At 67.5% G+C, this 17762-nt stretch carries 12 protein-coding genes and 2 pseudogenes; 4 read left to right on the top strand and 10 right to left on the bottom strand.

Features of this window, described 5'->3' with window-relative positions; all coding sequences use genetic code 11:
• Positions 1-19 precede the first annotated feature (19 nt).
• Positions 20-2971: an isoleucine--tRNA ligase gene (gene ileS / locus CYAGR_RS08985; protein WP_015109485.1), complete on the top strand. Its 2952-nt coding sequence runs from the start codon at positions 20-22 to the stop codon at positions 2969-2971.
• A 25-nt stretch (positions 2972-2996) separates the two neighbouring features.
• On the opposite strand, the gene CYAGR_RS16515 is transcribed toward ileS, so the two are convergent.
• Both CYAGR_RS16515 and CYAGR_RS08995 read right to left on the bottom strand, forming a co-directional pair.
• A complete protein-coding gene (locus CYAGR_RS16515; protein WP_015109486.1) occupies positions 2997-4781 on the bottom strand; it encodes a glycosyltransferase family 2 protein in 1785 nt (594 codons plus the stop codon).
• Positions 4782-5071: 290 nt separating this feature from the next.
• Complete coding sequence (locus tag CYAGR_RS08995; protein WP_015109487.1) at positions 5072-5857, bottom strand: hypothetical protein; 786 nt, start codon at positions 5855-5857, stop codon at positions 5072-5074.
• 113 nt (positions 5858-5970) lie between these two features.
• On the opposite strand from CYAGR_RS08995, the gene mgtA reads away from it, so the two are divergent.
• A complete protein-coding gene (mgtA, locus tag CYAGR_RS09000; protein WP_015109488.1) occupies positions 5971-8538 on the top strand; it encodes a magnesium-translocating P-type ATPase in 2568 nt (855 codons plus the stop codon).
• A gap of 129 nt (positions 8539-8667) precedes the next feature.
• Here mgtA and CYAGR_RS09005 read toward each other — a convergent pair whose 3' ends face one another.
• Entirely contained in the window at positions 8668-10215 is a 1548-nt protein-coding gene (locus CYAGR_RS09005) for a glutamate synthase-related protein (RefSeq protein ID WP_015109489.1), read from the bottom strand.
• Positions 10216-10276: 61 nt separating this feature from the next.
• Here CYAGR_RS09005 and CYAGR_RS09010 point away from each other — a divergent pair, with 61 nt between their 5' ends.
• Complete coding sequence (locus CYAGR_RS09010) at positions 10277-11377, top strand: zinc-binding alcohol dehydrogenase family protein (protein WP_015109490.1); 1101 nt, start codon at positions 10277-10279, stop codon at positions 11375-11377.
• Here CYAGR_RS09010 and CYAGR_RS09015 read toward each other — a convergent pair whose 3' ends face one another.
• The 7 genes and pseudogenes from CYAGR_RS09015 to CYAGR_RS09040 form a co-directional block, all read right to left on the bottom strand.
• Positions 11378-11869 carry a nuclear transport factor 2 family protein gene (locus CYAGR_RS09015; protein WP_015109491.1) on the bottom strand — a complete coding sequence of 164 codons (492 nt, stop codon included), beginning with the start codon at positions 11867-11869 and terminating at the stop codon, positions 11378-11380.
• 22 nt (positions 11870-11891) lie between these two features.
• On the bottom strand, positions 11892-12260 hold the full coding sequence (locus CYAGR_RS09020; RefSeq protein WP_015109492.1) for a hypothetical protein: 369 nt from the start codon (positions 12258-12260) through the stop codon (positions 11892-11894).
• 74 nt (positions 12261-12334) lie between these two features.
• Complete coding sequence (locus CYAGR_RS19595; protein WP_015109493.1) at positions 12335-12682, bottom strand: type II toxin-antitoxin system PemK/MazF family toxin; 348 nt, start codon at positions 12680-12682, stop codon at positions 12335-12337.
• Positions 12683-13150: 468 nt separating this feature from the next.
• Positions 13151-13393, bottom strand: coding sequence for a ribbon-helix-helix protein, CopG family (locus CYAGR_RS19600; protein ID WP_156818426.1), 243 nt, complete (start codon positions 13391-13393; stop codon positions 13151-13153).
• A gap of 57 nt (positions 13394-13450) precedes the next feature.
• On the bottom strand, positions 13451-14299 hold the full coding sequence (locus tag CYAGR_RS09030) for a DUF2817 domain-containing protein (RefSeq protein ID WP_051017103.1): 849 nt from the start codon (positions 14297-14299) through the stop codon (positions 13451-13453).
• A 77-nt stretch (positions 14300-14376) separates the two neighbouring features.
• A pseudogene (locus CYAGR_RS09035) lies at positions 14377-14747 on the bottom strand (transposase); the annotation flags it as partial.
• 122 nt (positions 14748-14869) lie between these two features.
• Positions 14870-16458 (bottom strand): annotated as a pseudogene (locus tag CYAGR_RS09040) (IS3 family transposase).
• 250 nt (positions 16459-16708) lie between these two features.
• Between CYAGR_RS09040 and CYAGR_RS17125 the strand changes: the two are divergent.
• Positions 16709-17650 carry a GDSL-type esterase/lipase family protein gene (locus CYAGR_RS17125; protein WP_015109496.1) on the top strand — a complete coding sequence of 314 codons (942 nt, stop codon included), beginning with the start codon at positions 16709-16711 and terminating at the stop codon, positions 17648-17650.
• Positions 17651-17762: the final 112 nt, after the last annotated feature.

Below are 17762 nucleotides of genomic sequence, written 5' to 3' on the forward strand. Positions count from 1 at the left end.
CTTCTCGCGCCCCGGCGACGTGACGGCAAGCCCGGCGTCCTACAAGGACACGCTCAACCTGCTGCAGACGCCCTTCGCGATGCGGGCGAACGCCCGGGTGCGGGAGCCGGAACTGCAGGCCTTCTGGAAAGAGCAGGATCTCTATGGACGGTTGAGCCGCAGCAACCCGGGGGCGCCCTTCACCCTGCATGACGGCCCGCCCTACGCCAACGGCGCCCTGCACGTGGGCCACGCCCTCAACAAGATCCTCAAGGACATCATCAACAAGCACGCCCTGCTGCAGGGGAGGCGGGCCCGGTTCGTGCCGGGCTGGGACTGCCATGGCCTGCCGATCGAGCTGAAGGTGCTGCAGGGCCTGGGCGGCGAGGAGCGACGCGGGCTCACCCCCATCGACCTGCGACGCCGGGCCCATGCCTACGCCCTCGAGCAGGTGGAGGCCCAGAGGAGCGGCTTCCGGCGCTGGGGCATCTGGGCCGACTGGGACGAGCCCTACCTCACCCTGCAGAAGTCCTACGAGGCGGCCCAGATCGGCGTCTTCGGAAAGATGGTGCTGGCGGGCCACATCTACCGGGGCCTCAAGCCGGTGCACTGGAGCCCCAGCTCCCGCACCGCCCTGGCCGAGGCCGAGCTGGAGTACCCCGACGGGCACACCTCCCCCAGCGTCTACGTGGCCTTCCCGGTGGTGGACCTGCCGGCGCCGCTGGCCGGGCTGCTGGCAGACGCCGGCATCGCCGGACCCACCGATGCGGCCCACCGGGAGCAGCTGTTCGTGGCGATCTGGACCACCACCCCCTGGACCCTGCCGGCCAACCTGGCGGTGTCGGTGAATGGCCAGCTGGACTACGCCATCTGCCGCGACGGCACCACCAACGGCGGCACGCCCCGCTACCTGGTGGTGGCCGCCCAGCTGGTGGATCAGCTGCGCACCAGCCTGGAGCGCCCGCTCGAGCCCCTGCTCACCCTCAAGGGGGCCCAGCTGGAGGGCATCCAGTACCGCCATCCGCTCCTGGATCGCACCAGCCCGGTGGTGATCGGCGGTGACTACATCACCACCGAGACCGGCACCGGCCTGGTGCACACGGCCCCGGGCCACGGCGTCGACGACTTCCACACCGGCAACAAGTACGGCCTGCCGGTGCTCTGCCCGGTGGATGAGGCCGGCACCCTCACCGCCGAGGCGGGCCCCTTCGCCGGGCTGAACGTGCTCAAGGACGCCAACCCGGCGATCATCACCGCCCTTCGGGACGCCGGCCTGCTGCTGGCCGAGCAGCGCTACGAGCACCGCTATCCCTACGACTGGCGCACCAAGAAGCCCACCATCTTCCGGGCCACCGAACAGTGGTTCGCCTCCGTCGACGGCTTCCGCGCCCAGGCCCTGGAGGCGATCGCGGTGGTGGAGTGGCTGCCCGCCAGCGGCCGCAACCGCATCGAGGCGATGGTGCGGGACCGGGGCGACTGGTGCATCTCCCGCCAGCGCTCCTGGGGGGTGCCGATCCCGGTCTTTTATCACCGCGAGACGGGCGAGGTGCTGCTCAATGCCGACACCCTGGCCCACGCCGAGGCCCTGATCGCCGAGCACGGCGCCGATGTCTGGTGGGAGCGGGACGAGGCGGGCCTGCTGCCGCCGGCCTGGGCCGACCAGGCCGACCAGTGGCGCAAGGGCACCGACACGATGGATGTCTGGTTCGACTCGGGCTCCTCCTGGGCCGCCGTGCTGCAAAGCCGGGGACTGGGCTACCCCGCCGATCTCTATCTGGAGGGCTCCGACCAGCACCGTGGCTGGTTCCAGAGCAGCCTGCTCACCTCGGTGGCCGTGAACGGCCATGCCCCCTACCGCCGTGTGCTCACCCACGGCTTCACCCTCGATGAGAAGGGCCGCAAGATGAGCAAGTCGCTGGGCAACGTGGTGGACCCTGTTGTTCTGGTGGAGGGCGGCAAGAACGAGAAGCAGGAGCCGCCCTACGGCGCCGACGTGCTGCGGCTGTGGGTGAGCTCGGTGGATTATTCCGCCGACGTGCCGCTGGGGCCCGGGATCGTCAAACAGCTGGCGGATGTGTACCGCAAGGTGCGCAACACGGCCCGCTATCTGCTGGGCAACCTGCACGATTTCGTGCCCGCCGAGCATGCCGTGGCGATCGAGGACCTGCCCCTGCTGGATCGCTGGATGCTGCAGCGCACCGCCAGCCTGATCGAGGCGGTGAACGCCGACTTCGAGCGCTACGAGTTCTACCGCTTCTTCCAGGCCCTGCAGAACTTCTGCGTGGTGGATCTCTCCAACGTCTATCTCGACATCGCCAAGGACCGCCTCTACGTGAGTGCGGCCGGCGACGTCCGGCGACGCAGCTGCCAGACGGTGCTGCACCTGGTGGTGGAGCGGCTGGCGGGGCTGATCGCGCCGGTGCTCTGCCACATGGCCGAGGACATCTGGCAGAACCTGCCCTATCCGGTGGCCGAGGCCTCGGTGTTCGAGCGGGGCTGGCCCACGGTGCCGGAGAGCTGGGCTGCCCCGGAGCTGCTGGCGCCGATGCAGCGGATCCTCGAATTGCGCGCCCAGGTGAACCGGCTGCTGGAGGGCTGCCGCGGCCGGGGGGAACTGGGCGCTTCCCTCGAGGCCCAGGTGCAGCTGGAGTTGCTAAAGCCGACCTCGGACACCGCGGCGGACGCGGCGCCGGAGGCGACGTCCCTGCCGGAGGCCCTGGCCCTGGTGGAGGCCAGCCCCCATCCGGAGGTCGACAACCTGGCCGACTGGCTGCTGGTCTCGGCCCTGCGGGTCGGCGGGTCTCCGCCGGCGGAGGCCCTCCTGGCGGAAACCGAGGAGGAGGGGGTGCGGGTGCGGATCGCGCGGGCCGCGGGGACGAAGTGCGAGCGCTGCTGGCACCACGAAAGCGACATCGGCCAGCACCCGGACCATCCCAGCCTGTGTGGGCGCTGCGTGGAGGTGCTCCAGCGCCAGGGGGCGGGGCCCGCCTGATCTGGACTGATCCGCCGGGATCGGTTCAGACCAACCCGAAGGGACTGAGCACTTTCCGGGCCGCCAGCTTGAGCGGCAGGGGAATGCCCCGCCGGGGGATCTTGCGCACCACGCGGGCAGCCAGCCGGCGCGATCGCACGGCGAGGGAATGGGATTCCAGCAGGGGATAGGGGGCGCGCTCCCGCAGCAGCTCGATCAGCCAGGCCGCCGCCGCCGGATCCTGCGAGCCCGGCGCCAGGGCTGCCTCGGCCAGGCGGATCCGCTCGGCGAACTCCGCCACCATGGCGCGGTAGCCGCAGGCCTCGGCGACGGGCCCGTGGGCGGTGTGAACCCGGGCGAAATGCCGGAGTGATTTGCGCTCCAGCAGGGCGGCGTGGTCGAGGAGATCCTCGATGTCGTTGGCGATCCGCACGACGCTGGCCTGGGCGCTGACGATGGGCAGTTCCGCTATCACCGGCGGGGGACCCTGGGGATCGGCGGGGCCTGCGGCACTGGCCGCGCCGTAGGCATGGGCGATCGCCTCCACCTTGCGGCCCACCAGGTCCCGCAGCAGGGCCCGGTTCCGCTCGGTGGGGGTCAGATGCCGGCCGGAGCTGGTGTTGGGCATGTAAACGGCATGCAGCAGGGAGGCCTTGACAAGATCGAAGGGGGCACCGTGCACGACCAGGACGCTGGCGGTGCGCACGAGATGCTCCTGGAAGGTTTTCTTCGAGCCCCGGAAGGAGCCGCCGTGCAGCTCGGCGGCGACATCGAACGCCCTGTTCAGTGCAGCGATCTCCTGGGGGGAATGGCCCTGGGCCAGGCACTGCCGCACCAGCCGGGGAAAGGAATGCACATAGGGATAGGCGTGGTTGTCCACAGCCTCGGCCGCCGCCGCCGCGGTCTCCCGGGTGCGGGGATGGACCTGCTCCAGGTTGCCGATCTGGTGGTTGAGGAAGGAGGTGATGTTCTGGCTCTGGCGGGAGCGCACCTTCCATTTCCTGGAGAGGTGGGCCAAGTCCCGGGCCGCCACCTCATGGCTCCAGCGCCTGCGATAGGGCTCGATGTCGCAGAGCCAGAAGGGGGATTGCTCGTTGGCGTAGACGTAGCTGACGATGGACCTTGGCTCGAAGACGACCCGGTAGTTCGCCTGCCTGGCCATCATGGCGATGTCGATGTGCTCGTTGACCTGCAGGTAGGCCTCATCGAGGGGGCCCACGTCCTGGAGCATCTTCATGCTGAGCAGCATGCAGTGAAATTCGCCGAAATCGGAGTCACCCCCCTTCAAGGAGCCAGCGATGCGAGAGGCAGAAGCGTTGGCGAACAGATGCTCTTCGTTGTATTCGATCTCGCCGTCTTTCTCGGAGAAATGGTTCTTCCCGCCGGCCATGTGGATGCGATCCGCCGCGAACTCACCCATCAGGTAGAGGGGGAACACGATGCCCGCTCCCGTGCGCTCCGCCGTGGTCACCAGGGTCTCGATCCAGCCCCGGGTGACGAGCACATCATTGTCGATGAAACACACATACCTGGTCGTCACCGCCTGCAGCGCCTGATTGCGCAGCTGGTTGGGGGTGCCGGGTGCCGCCGGGAACAGCGTCAGCTCGCCGCGGGCCTCGGCCGCCTCCAGCTCCCGGCGCACCGAGGGCGGGGACTGGCTGTCGAGGTAGTGGAGCGCGAAGGGGTAATCCCGGTGCTCCAGGATCGAACGCAGAGAGCGAGAGGCAAGGCTGTACCGCTCGCGGAACACCACGACGACCGTGACCAGGGGGAGGACCGGGGGGGCGCCCGGGCTGGCCTGGCTGACGACTCCGCGTGCGGGGGCGGTCATCAATGGCCTGTCGGCAATTGGCTGTCAACTTTAACATTATTGTCCAAGATCCATTCCCGCCCGCCGGATCTCGCGCCGGCTTCCGCGTCGCCTCGATGCATGGCCAACCCCCACTGACAGGGTGAATGGAATGCACCTGTCTCTGTGGTCAATCTCGATCGCCCGCCGCAGCGATGGGTCAGCGCCCGCAGGCAACGGGAATGGGCAGGATTCAGGCAGGCGCGTCGCTCTCAGGCCTGGCATCGCCTCCCCGCCCCGGTGGAGGATCGGTGCACGGATTTCCCACGGGATCAGGCGGAACGTCCGCCTGGTGTGGCTAGAGGAGCGCTTCGGCACGGAGATTCAACCCCGCCCGGAGGCGGCGCCGGCCTGAGGGCGCCCTGGACAGGCCTGGGCCGTTCGCCGAAGGGGGGAACCAGGCGGGCTCCGAGGCTGAAGGCCCCCGCCAGCAGGCCGGCCAGGCCGATCGCCACACTCCACAACTGGACCGGCCGGAGGGCACCGACCAGATCGAGCATGGAGAGTTCCGCCGGGTTCAGCCCCCGCAGCGCTGGCGGCGACGGTGACGGGGACCCGGCCCCAGGCTCCAGCGCCAGCACCTTCTCCTTCCAGTCGGCGAGAACGCCGTTGAATTCGTTGGAGACCAGCGCCGTCTCGGCCAGAGGAAGTTTCTGCACGTACCAGTCGTAACCCGGCTCCAGCAATCCCTCCGCCTTCAGACCGTCTTCGACGATCACAAGCAGCGGCAGATGCTTGGTGTAGGCCATCGCCGCTTCGATGTGATTCCACGGCGTCGGCAGCCTCGTGTCTGCCAGATTCACCTGACGCGGACCGCCGCGCTTATCGAGACCGGAGGGGAAGTAGGAGCGCTCGAGGGCGATGACGACGATGCCGGAACACTTCTCCATCAGTTCGGTGATGGCCTTCAGCGGTGCATCGGCGCTGAAGGTGTTGCGGCCGACGGTTTTGGGGATCAGGGATTCACTGCGCAGGCGATCCTCAATCGATCGCACGAAGGCTTCCTGCTCCGCCGTGGCGGTGGCACCCACACTCACGAAGATGAGTTTCTCCTCCATCCCACGCCACAACTCTCTGATCGGAGCCTAACGATGCCCCCTCCGGCGCGCCCGCGCCGATGGGGCCGCCTGCCCATGAATCGATCAGCCTGGGGAGATCCGGGCCTGCGCCGATGTCCCGTCCAGCCTCCGGTCAGCCGCCGGCCACCGCCAGCGGCCACCCCTTCTGGAGCGAGCCGATCGCCGAGCTGCTGGCCAGGCTCGGTACGGGGGCGAACGGGCTGAGCTCCCAGGAAGCGGGCCGGCGCCTGCTCAGCGAGGGCCCCAACAGCCTCGCCGCTCCGGCACGGGGTGGGGCGCTGTGGCTGCTGCTGCGCCAGTTCACCAGCCCGATCATCCTGATCCTGGCCGGCGCGGCCCTGCTCTCCTTCCTGCTGGATTCGCCCACCGACGGGCTGATCATCCTGGTGATCGTGCTGATCAGCGGCCTGCTGGGCTTCTGGCAGGAGCACGGGGCCGCCGGCGCCATGGAGCAGCTGCTGCGCACGGTGCAGACCACCGCCCGGGTGCGCCGCGACGGCAGCGAGCAGGCCGTGCCGGTGGCCCAGGTGGTGCCGGGCGATCTGCTGGTGCTCTCGGCCGGGGCCGGGATCCCCGCCGACTGCCGCCTGCTGGAGGAACGGGACCTCAGCCTCAACGAGGCGGCCCTCACCGGTGAGAGCTTTCCGGTGAGCAAGCACGCGGTGCCCGTGGCCGCCGACGCCCCCCTGGCGGGGCGCACCGGGGTGCTGTACTTCGGCACCCACGTGGTCAGCGGCAGCGGCACCGCGGTGGTGGTGCGCACCGGCGCCGCCACCCAGTTCGCGGCCATCGCCGAGCGGCTGCGGCAGCGGAGCCCCGAGACGGACTTCGAGCGGGGCGTGCGCCGCTTCGGGGCCCTGCTGCTGGAGGTGACGCTGGCTCTGGTGATCGCGATCTTCGCGGTCAACGTGTATCTGCGCCGGCCGGTGGTGGATTCGTTCCTGTTCGCCCTGGCCCTCGGCGTGGGGCTCACCCCGCAACTGCTGCCGGCGATCATCTCCGTGAACCTGGCCCAGGGGGCGCGCCGGATGGCCGCCCGCCAGGTGATCGTCAAGCGGCTCTCGTCGATCGAGAACTTCGGCAGCATGGCGATCCTCTGCTCCGACAAGACCGGCACGCTCACCGAGGGCACGGCCAGGGTGCAGCGCAGCTGCGGCATCGACGGTGGCCCCAACCCGGCGGTGCTGCGCCACGCGGCCGTGAACGCCGGCTTCGAGACGGGCTTCAGCAACCCGATCGATGCGGCGATCCGGGAGGCCGGCGGTGGCGATCTCGGCGACTGGAGCAAGCTCGACGAGCTCCCCTTCGACTTCGTGCGCAAGCGCCTGAGCGTCCTGGCCCGCCAGGGGGACACGCCGGTGCTGATCACCAAGGGGGCCTTCCTCAAGGTGCTGGAGGTGTGCGAGCGGGCCGAGGCCGCCGATGGCTCCACGCTGCCGCTGGCGCCGGTGGAGCCGGAGCTGCGCCGCCTCTATGCCGACTGGAGCGCCGAGGGGTACCGGGTGCTGGCGGTGGCCGTGCGGCGCTGGCCCGCCGAAGGCTCCCTGGTGCCCCGCCGGGTGCGTCCCGAGGACGAGGCGGGAATGACGTTCCTGGGCCTGCTGGGCCTCAGCGATCCCCTGCGCCCCGGGGTGCGGGACACCGTGGCCGAACTGGAGCGGCTGGGGGTGCGGCTCAAGATCATCACCGGCGACAACGCCCTGGTGGCGGCCCGGGTGGGCCGGGAGGCGGGCCTGCGCAACCCCGAGGTGCTCACCGGCGCCCAGCTGCAGCAGCTCAGCGACATCGCCCTGCCGGTGCGGGCCGAGGCGGTGGATGTGTTCGCCGAGATCGAACCGAACCAGAAGGAGCGGCTGATCCATGCCCTGCGCAACGCCGGCCAGGTGGTGGGCTACCTGGGGGACGGCATCAACGACGCTCCCGCCCTGCATGCCGCCGATGTGGGCCTCTCGGTGCAGGGGGCGGTGGACGTGGCCCGGGAGGCGGCCGACATCGTGCTGCTCGAGCCGGACCTGGCGGTGCTGCTGGCGGGGATCCGCGAGGGCCGGCGCACCTTCGCCAACACGCTCAAGTACGTGTTCATGGCCACCAGCGCCAACTTCGGCAACATGTTCTCGATGGCCGGCGCCTCCCTGCTGCTGCCGTTCCTGCCCCTGTTGCCGAAGCAGATCCTGCTCACCAACCTGCTGACCGATCTGCCGGAGATGACCATCGCCACCGACCGGGTGGATCCCGACTGGATCGAGCGGCCGCACCGCTGGAGCCTGCCCTTCATCCGGCGCTTCATGGTCACCTTCGGGCTGGTCAGCTCGGTGTTCGACTACCTCACCTTCGCGGTGCTGCTCTGGGTCCTGAAGGCGGATGCGGCCCAGTTCCGCACCGGCTGGTTCCTGGAGTCGGTGATCTCGGCCGCCTCGATCGTGCTGGTGATCCGCACCCGCGGGCCCCTGTTCCGCAGCCGACCCTCCCGCTGGCTGGTGGCCGCCACGGTGGCCGTGGTGGGCCTCACCCTGCTGCTGCCCTGGACCTCCCTGGGCGCGCTGTTCGGCCTGGTGCCCCTGCCGCCGGTGGTCCTGGCCCTGCTGGCGGTGATCCTGGCGGCCTATGTGGCGAGCGCCGAAACGGCCAAGGGCTGGTTCTACCGGCACCTGGCGCGCTGATGGACTCTTCCCTGAGCGCGGGCTTCGCCCACCTCCCAGGCGAATTCCGCTCCCTTGCCGCCGAGGCCCTGGCCCTGGGGGCGGCGCTGCTGCGGGGGCTGGAGCCTGGAGGCCTGCTGAGTCCCCCGCTCAGGGCGCCGCGCCGCTCCAGGCGATGCCGGCCAGTTCGGCCAGGTCGCGGTGCCAGCTGGCCAGATCGTGCCGGTTGAGGTGGCGCAGGTGGTCGTGGCCGCAGGCCCGCGCCAGCACCTGCATCAGCGCCACCGTTGAGCGGAAGAAGCGATCCAGCCGCTGGGCGGCGTGCTCCACCTCCAGCCGGCGGCGCAGCTGGGGATCCTGGGTGGCCACTCCCGCCGGGCAGCGGTTGGTGTGGCAGATCCGGGAGCCGACGCAGCCGATCGCCTGGATGGCGGCATTGGCCAGGGCGATCCCATCGGCCCCGAGGGCCAGAGCCTTGACGCAGTCGGCCGGGGAGCGCAGGCCGCCGGTGACGATCAGCGTCACCTGGCCGCTGGCCCCGTGGCGGTCGAGATGGGCCCGGGCCCGGGCGAGGGCGGGGATGGTGGGTACGGCCGTGTGATCACGGAATAGCAGGGGGGCGCCGCCGGTGCCGCCGCCGCGGCCATCGAGGATCAGGTAATCGGCCCCGGCCTCGAGGGCGAAATCGAGATCGGCCTCGATGTGCTGGGCACTGAGCTTGAAGCCCACCGGGATGCCGCCGCTGAGCTCCCGCACCCGATCGCCGAAGGCGCGGAAATCCGCCGGGGTGTGGAGACCGGCGAAGGTGGCGGGGGAGCAGGCCGGCTCGCCTGCGGGGATGCCGCGGATCGCGGCGATGCGCGCCGTGACCTTGGCGCCGGGGAGGTGGCCGCCGGTGCCGGTCTTGGCGGCCTGGCCGGCCTTGAAGTGGAAGGCCTGCACCAGCGGCAGCAGCTCTTCCCGGTAGCCGAACATCGCCGGGGCGAGCTCGTAGAGATAGCGGTGGTTGGCGGCCTGCTCCTCGCCCAGCATCCCCCCCTCGCCGGAGCAGATGCCCGTGCCGGCCCGCTCCGCCCCGGTGGCCAGGGCCAGCTTGGCCTCCTCGGAGAGGGCGCCGAAGCTCATGTCCGACACCAGCAGCGGGATCTCCAGCCGCAGGGGGCGCCGGGCCGCAGGGCCGATCACCAGCTCCGTGCCGACCGGCGCATCGACGGCCAGGGGCCGGCGCGCCAGCTGGGCCGTCAGGATCTGGATGTCGTCCCAGAGGGGCAGCTGGGCGCGCGGCACCCCCATGGCCGCCACCGGCCCTTCCCGCCCCACCGCGTCGAGGCCATGCTCGGCGAGTTCGTGGATCAGCTCCAGGTTGGGCTCCTCCGCCGTGGCGTGGGGCGCAGGCATCCCACCGCCCCCGGACGCGCCGTCTTCCCCCACGGCGAAAGCGGTGCCCACCCGATCAGGGGGAACCCGGGCATGGGTGCCGTCGCAGAAGGGGGGTGTGGCGGTCTGCTTGCAGCGACACAGCAGGGCCTTGCCGCTCTTCTCGGCCACGAAAGAGAGCGGTGTGAAGCCGCTGCCTTCGTGGGAGCCATCGCAGAAAGGCTGGTCCGCTGAGCGGCCACAGGCGCAATAGAAATATTCCTTCCCTTCCTCCAGGTCGACGCGGATGGGCGTCCGGGCGGCCACCGTCGGTGCGGGCATCGGAGGTCTCGCGAAGGTGCGGAGGCCTGGGGCCCCGTTGCCAGTGTGGGCGCCAGAGTGGATGCTGCGAACGCGCGCCGGGACACTGCGCCGGTCCGCCGGGGAGGCCGACATGAAGGCGATGGTGATCGAGGCCTGCTGCGACATGGCGCTCACACCGGCCCCGCTGGTGCCGATGGACCTGCCGCCGCCCGTGCCGGGGCCCGGCGAGCTGCTGGTGAAGGTGGAGGTGTGCGGGGTGTGCCACACCGAACTCGATGAGATCGAGGGACGCACCCCTCCACCCCGCTTTCCGGTGATCCCGGGCCATCAGATCGTCGGCACCGTGGCCGCCAGCGACCCCGGCTGCGAAGGCTTAGCTCCGGGCGACGCGGTGGGCATCGCCTGGATCTTCCACGCCTGCGGCAGCTGCGCGTTCTGCCGCAGCGGCCGGGAGAACCTCTGCCCGGCGTTCGTGGCCACCGGCCGGGACGTCAACGGCGGCTACGCAGAGTACGTGACCGTGCCGGCAGCGTTCGCCCATCGCCTGCCGGCGGGGCTGGAGGCCGCGTCGGTGGCACCCATGCTCTGCGCCGGGGCGATCGGGTACCGCTCGCTCGAACTCTCCGGCCTGGCCGATGGGCAGGACATGGGGCTCACCGGCTTCGGGGCGTCGGCCCACCTGGTGCTGCCGATGGTGCGCCACCGCTTTCCGGCCTCGCGGGTGTTCGTGTTCGCCCGCAGCGCCGTCCAGCGGGCCTTCGCCCTGGAACTGGGGGCCGCCTGGGCCGGGGCCACCGAAGCCGAATCCCCCGTGAAGCTGCACGCCGTGATCGACACCACCCCGGCCTGGACACCCGTTGTGGCCGCCCTGAGGAACCTGCACCCCGGCGGCCGGCTGGTGATCAACGCCATCGGCAAGCAGGAGGCTGACAAGGCGGCCCTGCTGAACCTCGACTACTCCCGCGATCTCTGGCGCGAGAAGGAGATCCGCTCGGTGGCCAACGTGACCCGCGCCGACGTGCGGGAGTTCCTGGCCTTGGCGGCCGCCGCCGGGATCCGCGCTGAGGTGAAGGAGTTCCCCCTGGCCGAGGCGAACCAGGCCCTGCAGGAGCTGCGCCGCGGCCAGGGGCGGGGGGCCAAGGTGCTGCGGATCGGATCGGCCGGCGCTGCCGGGATCTGATCAGAGGCCCAGATCGGACAGGCCCGGATGGTCGTGGGGGCGGCGGCCCAGCGGCCAGTGGTACTTCCGCTCGCGCTCCTGAATGGGGAGGTCGTTGATGCTGGCGATGCGGGTGTGCATGAAGCCCTGGGCATCGAACTCCCAGTTTTCGTTGCCGTAGGAACGGAACCAGTGGCCGGAATCGTCGTGCCATTCGTAGGCGAAACGCACGGCGATGCGGTGGCCGTGGAAGGCCCAGAGTTCCTTGATCAGGCGATAGTCGAGCTCCCGGGCCCATTTACGGGCCAGAAACTGCCGGATGGCCTCGCGGCCGCTGACGAACTCGGCCCGGTTGCGCCAGACGCTGTCCGGGCTGTAGGCCAGCGCCACCCGTTCCGGATCGCGGCCGTTCCAGGCATCCTCGGCCAGGCGCACTTTGGTGGCGGCCGATTCGGCATCGAAGGGGGGAAAGGGGGGCCTGGGGGATTCCGGAGTGGTCACTGGAGCGGTCATTCCACAGCGTGGACAGGCTAATTCAGAAGGGAATCGTGTAAGTGTTGCCCCGCTCACTGCGCACCAGGAAGGTGGAGGAGGTCTGTCGGTAGGTGGCCAGGGTGGTGCGGCCATTGCTGGGCTCGGTGATCAGCAACTTGCCGCATTCCTCCCGATCCCCCTGGCCGCAGGTCCAGGGCTCGCCCACCTTCTCCATCTCGATCTGCTTGCCGTCGGAGCGGAAGGTGACCGTGAACGAAGTGGAGCCGCCCGCGACCAGGCAGGCTTCGGCGCGGCCGTTGAAGGAGCAGGTCTGCCAGGCGGCCTGGGCCTGGCCGGACGGGATGGGCGGCAGTAGCAGGGCGGTGGCGGCGGCGGCCACGGCGCAGAGGGCCGCCCGGGGGGAACGCATCGGGCAGGGGCGCCGGGGAGGTCCACTCTGGCCCCCGCAGTGCCCAATGCTGCCCCCATTGATGCGGAGGCATGTCACCGCTCAAGGCCACCTGCCCGCAGGATGTCGACCAAAACATCAAGGACCTCAGACATTTTCACGCGACTCAACCTGCCGGCCACTCCAGAAATGATCGAGAAATTCGCAGTGAACAACTTTCCGATTCGCACAAAGCTCTCACGCTTGAGCCCACCTTCGGCAAAGTCACTTTCCGAAAGAGATATTGCTAATCTGTCTGCGTAGGACCTGCTTGTGATCTGACACAGCACAAAGTCTCCCATTCCAACATCTGCAATGACCAAGGCCGGCCTGCGCTTGGCTTGCGAGAGGTCGGAATAGGGAAAAGGGATGAGTACGACGTCACCTATTGCAGGTGGGCCCATGCAGCTTCCTCTTCTGAGTTCAGCCAGTCGGCCGCTAGGGCCGTTTCACTCAAGACAACTCCGCTGACGACAGAGTCAGGGTCGTCACCGGGAACGGAAACGAACACCTTCGCCCCCGCCTTCAGATGGACAGGACTCTGGATTCTGATACGCCCATCTTTTTCAACGACAGCCTCAAATGTGTTTTCCATAGGAATGGGTCAAATGTCCTACGTCGGCGTTCATTCAGCATAGCTCAAATGTTGTCGGTGCCAAATCAAGCCCAAACGCTGCCCTTGGGGTGGGTGGCCGAAGGGCCGCTTCTGCACAGACAACGCCTACGGCTGTACCAAAGGAATCATTTGCCGTCCATGACGGCGATTGATCTGGAAGTCACTATCCGTCGTAAGAAGCAGCGGCGAGTCGTTGATCTCCGCGAGGCGAATCAATGCGGCATCCGCCAGAGAAGCGGGCACATTCTCATAGCGCTTAAGAAAGGAACCCAGGGTTGGATGACAGATCAGCGGGCCCGCCTTCGCAGCAGCCCACGAGATCGGCCAACAGATCAGCTGCGGAGGGGTGTGCTGCGTCTTCCACGCCTTGCTCTGGGGATTGGAGAAACGCCGTCAATGCGCGACGAACCAATTCGGACTTGCTGAGACGGCGCCGTTGGGCCTGCTCGGTGAGTTGCGCATCGAGGGCCTCGGTCAACTTGATTGAGATCACCGCCATGGCCAGCACCCCGTCATCGGCATCCCAATCCTGCCGGCTGCCAAGCGGTCTTACGACTCACCCCCCCAACCCCCTACAAGCCCGCAGCACCACATCGGCGCAGCGGCCGTACACAGCGGCCCGCCAGGCGGGGCTGTCGATCAGGAAGGCCTCGCGGACCTGGCGGCGGATCGCCTCCCGGTGGGGGGTGGGGCGATCGGGCACGGCGTGCAGCCAGGCATCGGCGCGCAGGGCCGCCAGCACCTCCGCGATCGGCCGGGTGCCGAACTCCAGGGCCAGAACGGTGAGCTCCACCGCAGGGAGCATTCGGCGCAGAAACACGGGCACCGACCCCGACACCTCCGACGAGCTGGAGGGGCCCAGGCCGGGCCGGGTGACCTCCGGGCCATACCAGCGTTGCAGCCGCTCCCAGTCGTCGCCAGTGCTGCCGCTGCCGATCAGCTCGCCGTAGCCCCAGGGGCCCAGGCCGGTGTGCAGGTCGATCACCGCCAGGCGGCGGCAGGCCGGGCCGAGGTGATCGGTGAGGATCGTCTCCAGAGTGGACAGCGACCAGCTGGGGCGGCTGCCGCCGTAGAAGAGGCCGGTGGGATGGGTGTACTGGCCGCGCTGCAGCGCCGCCTGGTAGGCGGCCATCCCCTGCCCAGTGATGAAGGCCTCCAGAAGGGCGTCGGCCCGTTGCCGCTCGGGCCCGTCCCAGTCGCCGGGCAGCAGGGCGTCGTGGAGGGCGTCGTAGGCCGGGTTCTCGGGCAGGGTGCCGCGGAAGTCAAGGCCGTTGCGGTTGAGATCAATGTTGTGTTCGTTGCCGCGGCGCAGCCAGGCGAAGCGATGGGGGTTGAGGGCATGGATCAGCAGCGCCCCGCCGCCGGCCGGCAGGGCGCCGTGGAGTTCATCCAGCAGAACGCCCACCTGGCAACCGGATTCAGCGCAGCCCCTCAAGAGCGGTCAACCTGATTGGCGCGGCCCCTCAACCAGATTCTCGCCGGATACTTCGCCGGGAGCTCTTCGTTGAGCAGCCGATCGCGATTCTTGTTGAATGTCGTGGGATGCCAGACGAAGTCGTCGGGATTGAGGCCAGCAAACCAGCGGACCAGCAGGTTGTAGTCCAGCTGTTCCATCATCATCCGCTCCGAGCGGATGCCATAGATCGCCTGCAGCAACAGGGCCAGCAGCAGTTGCTCCGGCGAGATCGAGGGCCTGCCGCCCTCGGGGTAGAGCCTGCAGAAGGTGGGCTTGAGCCGATCCAGGGCCTGATCCGCCAGCCGCCTGGCCTGGCTCAGGGATGGCCGGACGGAATCCGGTCTTCTGTGGAGATGTACGAGAACAGGGGGCTGGTGCATTCCTGCTGCCCGCGAATTCGCTCAGTGCCGTTGGGCCACTCTCCCGCGACTGGGCAGGTTTTTCAGCAGACTCCTAGGGGTGCGGCGCTTGCTCATCGGGGGCGGTGACTGCCAGGAAAGATGACGCCCCTGCCGTTGATCAGGCGGCCATGACCAAGGTAGCTGGATCAATGGCGTTTTCTGGACGCGGTGGATTGATCCAGACCACTTTCGGCTGACGCCAGCATCGGGTTCCGCGGCTCCAGCGGCGGGGGTGTCGCTGGCGGGCCTGCTCGTAGAGACGGGCGCGGTGACGACAGAGTTCAACGGCCTGACCGCTGTGGCGCTGATCAGGCGTCACGAACCGGATGGAACTGTGGCGGTGCCTGTGGTTGTACCAGGCCACGAATGCACAGGCCCAGCTGCAGGCCTCTTCCTGGCTGCGGAAGGGACGCCTGGGGTAGTCCGGTCGGTACTTGACCGTGCGGAACAGCGACTCCGAGTAGGGGTTGTCGTTACTGACCCTCGGCCTGGAGAAGGATCTGAGCACCCCCAGCTCCTCCAGCCGGCTCTCCAGCGTGGCAGCCCGCATGGCGTTGCCGTTGTCGGCATGGAGGATCAGAGGTTGGGGCCGGCCCTTACTGATCCGCTCCCGTAGGCAGGCCCTGCTCACCAGATCAGCGGCGATCTGGGCCTCCTCCCGCTCGGCGACATCCCAGGCCACCACCTTGCGGCTCCAGACGTCGATCACCAGGTAGAGGTACAGCCAGACGCCACGCACGCTGGTGGGCAGGTACGTGATGTCCCAGCTCCAGACCTGATTGGGCCCTCTGGCCTCCAGCCGCGGCACCGGCCGGGGCCCTTGGGGCGGCCGGGCACGGCCACGGCGATGGGCCTGGCCATGGTCATGAAGCACGCGGTAGAAGCTGCGCTCAGAGCCGATGTAGATCCCGCGATCGGCAAGGATCGGCACGATCTGCCCCGGTGGCAACGCCGCGAACTCGCTCTGGTTGCAGGTGAGCAGGATCCGCTGGCGCTCCTCGTCACTGAGCCGGTGAGACACCAGGCGGCGACTGCCTTTACGGCCGTCCAGGCCGCCCCCATCACCCACGAACTGCCGCCGCCAGCGCTGCAGCGTGGTGAGCCCCACGCTCAGCAAAGCGGCCACCTCTCGGGCCCGCGCACCGGCCGCCATGGCGGCATCGAGGATCTCCAGGGCCTTACGGCGATCGGCCGCCGCAGTCAATCCCCCTCGTCCTCGCCCCAGTAGGCCTGGATCTTTTTTGAGGCGATCAGCAGTGCCGCCGCCTCCGCCAGGGCCTTGTCCTTGCGGCGCAGCTCCTGCTGGAGCCGTTTGATCTCACGCTGGTCCTCCTGGTGCCGCTTCTGGAGGTCCTTCTGATCGGCCATCGTCAGCAGCGGCTGGGCATTGGCATCCTGGGCTGCCTGACGCCAGCGGTCCACCTGCTCGGGGAACAGGCCCCGCTCGCGGCAGTATCCACCCAGTTCAGTCGCGTTCAGCCCGGCGGTCTCCAGCACCACCGTGAACTTGTCGGCTGGGCCCCAACCCTCGGGGTCCTTCTGGGTGGCCGGCACCACCTCGCCCTGCAACCGCCAGGCCTTCCGCCACTTGTAGAGCGTGATCACGTGGATGCCCAGCTCTGCTGAGATCTGGGCCACGCTCTGCCGGTGCGGTGGACTCATCCGCCTTCTCACATCAGCTTTGACGGCCTCGCTGTAACGGCGCATTGCTCTGCTCCATCAAGCCCCCTGGTGGAAAAAGCGGTCAGGATGGAGAGGCGTCAACTTTCCTGGCAGAGGGGGGGGGAGTCCCCGTTAAGGGGCGTTGCCACGCTTCACAGATTAACGATAGACCCTGTCCAGAAAACCCAGACCACCTCACGATGGATGCCACAAGTGGGCTCCTAGAAGACATATGAATGAAGCCTGCAAAAGCGAGTATCCATGCTAAGGATAGATAACAAGCAATTTACGAGCCATGCCATTAAACCCTGGAGATCTTAACGACTACTCGCCCGAACGCATACAAGCGTTTAAGCAGCAAGCACTCTTGAATGAACGCTACACGATCAGCGGTCAAGGCAATCAGCTGGAAATCGACCGAAAAGACTGGGCACCAAGGGACTGGCCAGATCCTCAACTACCCTCGATCACTACCGAAGGAGCATCCCTTGGCCCCCTAATTGCTGAAGGAGACTCATGGTTCGATTACCTTCCCGGCATAGATATCCTGGACCATCTACGATATCGCGGCTACGCTTTTGATGTCAGCTATGCACGCGCTGGTGATACTCTCGAGAACATGATATACGGCACTAAGCATGACAGAGACTACAACAGACTGCCTCCTACACTTGATGCAGTCTTGACGCGCCTCAGCCAAGTCAAGCCAAAAGCACTACTTTTCTCGGGAGGCGGAAATGATGTGGCTGGTGAAGAGTTTACTCGGTATTTCAATCATTCACATTCAGGCTTGAAAGCGTTTCGAGACTCCTTTGCAGAGTTCGAGATTGGCATCGTTTTTAAGAAGTATCTTGATGATTTGTGCGCGAAGGTCAGGCAAGCAAGCCCATCAACCGTCATTGTGATGCATGGTTACGGACATACTCCACCAACTGGTAAAGCGGTTATCAACGCAGGCGATTTTAGGTTTATTGGACCTTGGCTGCGCAATGTACTCACATCCAAGGGTATAACTGACACACAAGAGCAGCGAAGCATTGTATTCTACGTTATTGATCTTTATAATGAAATGCTAAAAGCCGTTCAGCGTGATAACAGTGACAACTTTCGCTTTGTTGATTTGCGGCAGGTAATTAATCCCGATTCAGATTGGGCGAACGAGCTGCATCTGACTAACGCAGCATTCTATGCAGCAGCAAGTCGCATTCATGATGAACTGCAGTTGTTGGCACAATAAGTAGTTCAAGAGTAGAGCATCAACCATACTAGGAACTGGAGACCTCTCATAATGTGGAGACAACAACCGGAAAGCCGGCACGGTCAAGTGATAGGGCAGGCTTACTGAAGTC

The organism is Cyanobium gracile PCC 6307, from assembly GCF_000316515.1.
GTDB classification, from domain to species: domain Bacteria; phylum Cyanobacteriota; class Cyanobacteriia; order PCC-6307; family Cyanobiaceae; genus Cyanobium; species Cyanobium gracile.